We start from the raw sequence: 4,054 nt of genomic DNA, 5'->3' as shown, positions 1-4,054 counted from the left end.
TTGTTTGGTTGTTTCAAATTCTATAAATTAACCTACTGTTTAATTTTCAAAGTTCATTTGTTTCTTGTTGTTTGCCCTTTTCTTAAGGACAAGTAATACTATATCACCTTTATTTTATATCGTCAACACTTTTTTAAAACTTTTTTTAAAACTTTTAATTCTTTTTTATTTTATCTATTTTTTCTTTTTTTATTCTACTTAATTTTTATTATTTTGTAGTTATGATAACTAGTTTAATTTAACTATTTGTCATAACTACAAATAGCTCTATTTATCTAATAAACTTTTAATTCTATTTAAATCAAAACCTAATACATGTTGTCCATCTATAATTATCACTGGAACTGACATATACCCCATACCTATTAATTCTTTTCTAGCATTTGAATTTTTAGATATATTATGTTCTATATATCCTATTTCATTAGAATCAAAGTATTCTTTAGCTTTTACACAGCTTCCACACTTGTCATTTGTATATATTTCTATATTCATTGCCAATCCCTCCTATGTCATCTTTCATCTAATTTATTTTGCTATTGTTAAATTTTTTTTATCTACTTATTAATTTCACTTTATTGAAGTATAATTATAATACATAACTTTGCATATTTGCGCAATATAGCGCTACATTTTAGGAGGATTTTGTTATGAGCAAAAAAGTATTAATTATGTCTGCTTCCACTGGTGGAGGGCATAATAGAGCTGCTCGAGCTATTAAGGAAGAATTAGTTAATAAGACAATTGATGGCACTCCAATTGAGTGTGAGATAATAGATAGTTTAAAGTTAGTTAATTCTACTATGGACAAGATAATCTCTCAAGGGTATGAGAAATCAGCGATTTATACTCCCAAGGCATACGGAAGTGTTTATAGACTTTCTGAAACTACCTTGCTGTCTAGGAATGAATTTAAAGGTAATTTAGTTACATCATTTATGGCTAAAAAATTTAAGAAGCTTCTTAATGAAAGAAAGCCAGACTTGATAATAGGCACTCACCCTTTTCCAATGATTGCACTCAGTACCATAAAGAAAACTTCAGATTCATACTCTTATATTAGCACTCATCACCTATCTGAAAGTTTTCATAAGTATTCCAATGCTATAGATGTTCCACCTATGATTTCTGTATTAACGGACTACACTACTCATTCTACATGGATACAAAATGAATTAGATTATTACATAGTAGGGCATGAATACGTTAAAGAACTTTTGGTATATGATGATGTTGATAGCAATAAAATCAAAGCTTTTGGTATTCCTGTTGAAAAATCTTTCCTATCTCATAGAGATAGAGCAACCGTACTATCTGAGTTTGGGCTATCTCCTGATAAATTAACTGTGCTATTAATGGGCGGTAGTTTTGGTGCAGGTAATATTAAAGAAACTCTAGACGAACTTTTAGATATAGATAGAGATTTTCAGGTTTTAGTTATTACTGGGAGAAACGAAACTTTAAGAGAAAAAATAGAAAAAAAATTAGCGTCTAATTGTTATATTGATAAAAAAGTATGTATTCTTGGATATACAAACAAAATGAATGATATATTAGCTTCTGTAGATGTTTTAGTAACCAAACCCGGAGGATTGACAACAACTGAGGCACTACTTAAAGATTTGCCTATGATAGTTCCATATTATATACCTGGGCAAGAAGAGGAAAATTTAGATTTTCTTTGTAACTGTGGAGCAGCTTTGAGAACTACAAAAAAATATACTCTAACTGTATTGTTAAAGGTTCTTATAGATGACCCATCTCGATTGGATATGTTAAAGAAAAATATAAAATCTATAAGAAAGTTCAATTCTTCACTAAATATAGCTAACTTAGTTGTAGATGTTTTATCAGAACAAAACTAGCTTTATATATAAATAAAACTCACTATGGTAATTTCATAGTGAGTTTTTTCTTACAATATATTTATTAATTATCTAGTAATTAACTAATTTTCTTTTTAGTACATAGGCTCATAAAAATCTTCCTCGTAATCATATTGATAGTTCTTATAATTATTTCTGAATTCACTATTTTTACTCTTAGATTCTTTACTGGGCTTTTTCTTAATTAATAAACTTAAATCATCATTTTCACTGTATTTAGACTTTTCTTTTGAGCTTAATTTCTTAACTCTCTTTTCCTTCATTGCCTTATGTTCTTCTAAATTCATAGTTGATTTCATTTTGCACCCCTATTAAAAATTTTTAATAATCTATATCAGATTATACACCAAATAATATTACTTATTCAATAAATCTAATTTAAATTCAAACCAAAAATTCTTGTATAAAACGACAAAAAAATCGAGGTATCTACCTCGATTTCTATATTTCTCTTCTACCTTCTAAAGCCTTAGATATTGTAACTTCATCTGCATATTCTAAGTCCCCACCAACAGGCAACCCATGTGCTATTCTAGTTACTTTTATTCCCATAGGTTTTAAAAGTCTAGCTATATACATAGCAGTTGCTTCTCCTTCTATTGTAGGGTTAGTAGCCATGATTATTTCCTTAACATCCTGGTTTCCTAATCTTATCACTAGCTCTTTTATCTTTATCATATCTGGACCAATACCATCCATAGGAGATATAACTCCATTTAATACATGATATTGACCTCTGAATTCCCTAGTTCTTTCCATAGCAGCCACATCTCTTGGATCTTCTACTACACATATAACACTAGAGTCTCTATTTTTATTGGAACACATACTGCACGGATCTGTATCTGTTATATTGCAACAAACAGAACAGTACTTTATTTCTCTTTTAGCATCTATAATTGCCTTTGATAAAGCCTCTACATCATTAGTATTCATATTTATAACATGAAATGCTAATCTTTGAGCTGTCTTTCTTCCTACACCTGGAAGTTTAGAAAACTCTTCTATAAGCCTAGTTATAGGCCCTGTGTATACTTGCATATCATTCACCTACTAGAATAATCCTGGGATATTCATTCCTCCAGTTACTTTGTTCATTTGATTTGATTGCATATCATCAACACTTCTTAAAGCTTGATTTACTGCACTTAAAACTAAATCTTGTAACATTTCTATATCATCTGGATCAACAACTTCAGGTTTTATAGTTATATCTAATACTTCTTTCTTACCATTAACCTTTACAGTAACAGCTCCTCCACCAACAGAAGCTTCTACTTCTTTAGTTTCTAACTCTTCTTGCATTTTTTGCATGTTTTCTTGCATCTTTTGAGCCTGCTTTAATAAGTTGTTCATATTACCAGGCATCATGCCTCCACCAAATCCTTTTTTAGCCATAACTAATATCCTCCTCGACTTATCTTTATTTATAGATTTTTCTCACTTGACTTGAGCAACGAGCCTGTATTTTAGGCTTTTTTCATATAAGATAATAGTTTACCTATACATAACTCAAGGCATTTTTTTTATTCTAATATTATATCATAATAGTATTTATTATTTGTCTTGATTTTCTTCAATACTATTTTTTATTTCTAGTATTCCCTCTGTAACTATATTTTTTAATATTTCCTCACCTTTGTCTAGACTCTTCTCTTTGATTTCCAGTTCTATACCTTTAACTTCTGATTTTAGTACTATTTTTATACTAAAACTTCTATTAAGTGTTTCTCTTATTACTTTCTCTATATATTCTTTAGTATCATCTGCACTCAACTTAGCCTTCGCAAATCCAAAATTGTCATCGAAAACTATATAAAGCATATTTGAATATACATTAAAACTCTTAGCTTCACCTAAAAGAGCATATATAGGCATCTTTTTATCTTTTTTAATTCTTTGTAATATATTCTTCCAAGACGCTTCTATAAGATTTACATCTTCACTCTTTACAGCTTCATATACAATTTCTTCTGTTATAGATTCTTCTACATGATGATTATCATCAATATCTTTATTTTCAGTACTTTGAGCAACAACTTTTATATTACCACTCTCAATTACCTTCTCTAAGTTTTCTATTCTCTTAATAAGAGCTTCTTTACTTTCATCAAACATAGGCTGAGCAATCTTCATCATAGTTACTTCAGCTAATACCCTTGGGTTAG

Annotated in this window: 5 protein-coding genes and 1 pseudogene; 1 reads left to right on the top strand and 5 read right to left on the bottom strand. The window is 29.2% G+C overall.

Annotated features, from left to right (window positions below; all coding sequences use genetic code 11):
- Positions 1 to 267: 267 nt before the first annotated feature.
- A complete protein-coding gene (locus CHL78_RS19710; RefSeq protein WP_116041747.1) occupies positions 268 to 495 on the bottom strand; it encodes a glutaredoxin family protein in 228 nt (75 codons plus the stop codon).
- Between the two features lie 155 nt (positions 496 to 650).
- Between CHL78_RS19710 and CHL78_RS19705 the strand changes: the two genes are divergently transcribed.
- Positions 651 to 1,865 (top strand): MGDG synthase family glycosyltransferase, encoded by a 1,215-nt coding sequence (locus CHL78_RS19705; protein ID WP_116041744.1) that lies wholly within the window; start codon positions 651 to 653, stop codon positions 1,863 to 1,865.
- Positions 1,866 to 1,960: 95 nt separating this feature from the next.
- Here the strand turns inward: CHL78_RS19705 and CHL78_RS19700 are convergent, their stop codons facing one another.
- The 4 genes and pseudogenes from CHL78_RS19700 to CHL78_RS20915 form a co-directional block, all read right to left on the bottom strand.
- Positions 1,961 to 2,185 carry a hypothetical protein gene (locus CHL78_RS19700; protein ID WP_116041742.1) on the bottom strand — a complete coding sequence of 75 codons (225 nt, stop codon included), beginning with the start codon at positions 2,183 to 2,185 and terminating at the stop codon, positions 1,961 to 1,963.
- Positions 2,186 to 2,327: 142 nt separating this feature from the next.
- On the bottom strand, positions 2,328 to 2,927 hold the full coding sequence (recR, locus tag CHL78_RS19695) for a recombination mediator RecR (RefSeq protein WP_116041740.1): 600 nt from the start codon (positions 2,925 to 2,927) through the stop codon (positions 2,328 to 2,330).
- A 12-nt stretch (positions 2,928 to 2,939) separates the two neighbouring features.
- A complete protein-coding gene (locus CHL78_RS19690; RefSeq protein WP_094369563.1) occupies positions 2,940 to 3,284 on the bottom strand; it encodes a YbaB/EbfC family nucleoid-associated protein in 345 nt (114 codons plus the stop codon).
- A gap of 159 nt (positions 3,285 to 3,443) precedes the next feature.
- Positions 3,444 to 4,054, bottom strand: a pseudogene (locus CHL78_RS20915) (DNA polymerase III subunit gamma/tau); the annotation flags it as partial.

Origin of the sequence: Romboutsia weinsteinii, assembly GCF_002250835.2 — a bacterium.
Lineage (GTDB): Bacteria > Bacillota > Clostridia > Peptostreptococcales > Peptostreptococcaceae > Romboutsia_A > Romboutsia_A weinsteinii.
The sequence above is the reverse complement of the archived record's forward strand: the minus strand, read 5'-3'. Positions and strand labels throughout refer to the sequence as shown.

What these genes read in the sequence shown, in the direction of transcription:
- recR (WP_116041740.1), bottom strand. Translation starts at nt 2,927, where the DNA reads ATGCAAGTATACACAGGGCCTATAACTAGGCTTATAGAAGAGTTTTCT.
- CHL78_RS19705 (WP_116041744.1), top strand. Translation starts at nt 651, where the DNA reads ATGAGCAAAAAAGTATTAATTATGTCTGCTTCCACTGGTGGAGGGCAT.
- CHL78_RS19700 (WP_116041742.1), bottom strand. Translation starts at nt 2,185, where the DNA reads ATGAAATCAACTATGAATTTAGAAGAACATAAGGCAATGAAGGAAAAG.
- CHL78_RS19710 (WP_116041747.1), bottom strand. Translation starts at nt 495, where the DNA reads ATGAATATAGAAATATATACAAATGACAAGTGTGGAAGCTGTGTAAAA.
- CHL78_RS19690 (WP_094369563.1), bottom strand. Translation starts at nt 3,284, where the DNA reads ATGGCTAAAAAAGGATTTGGTGGAGGCATGATGCCTGGTAATATGAAC.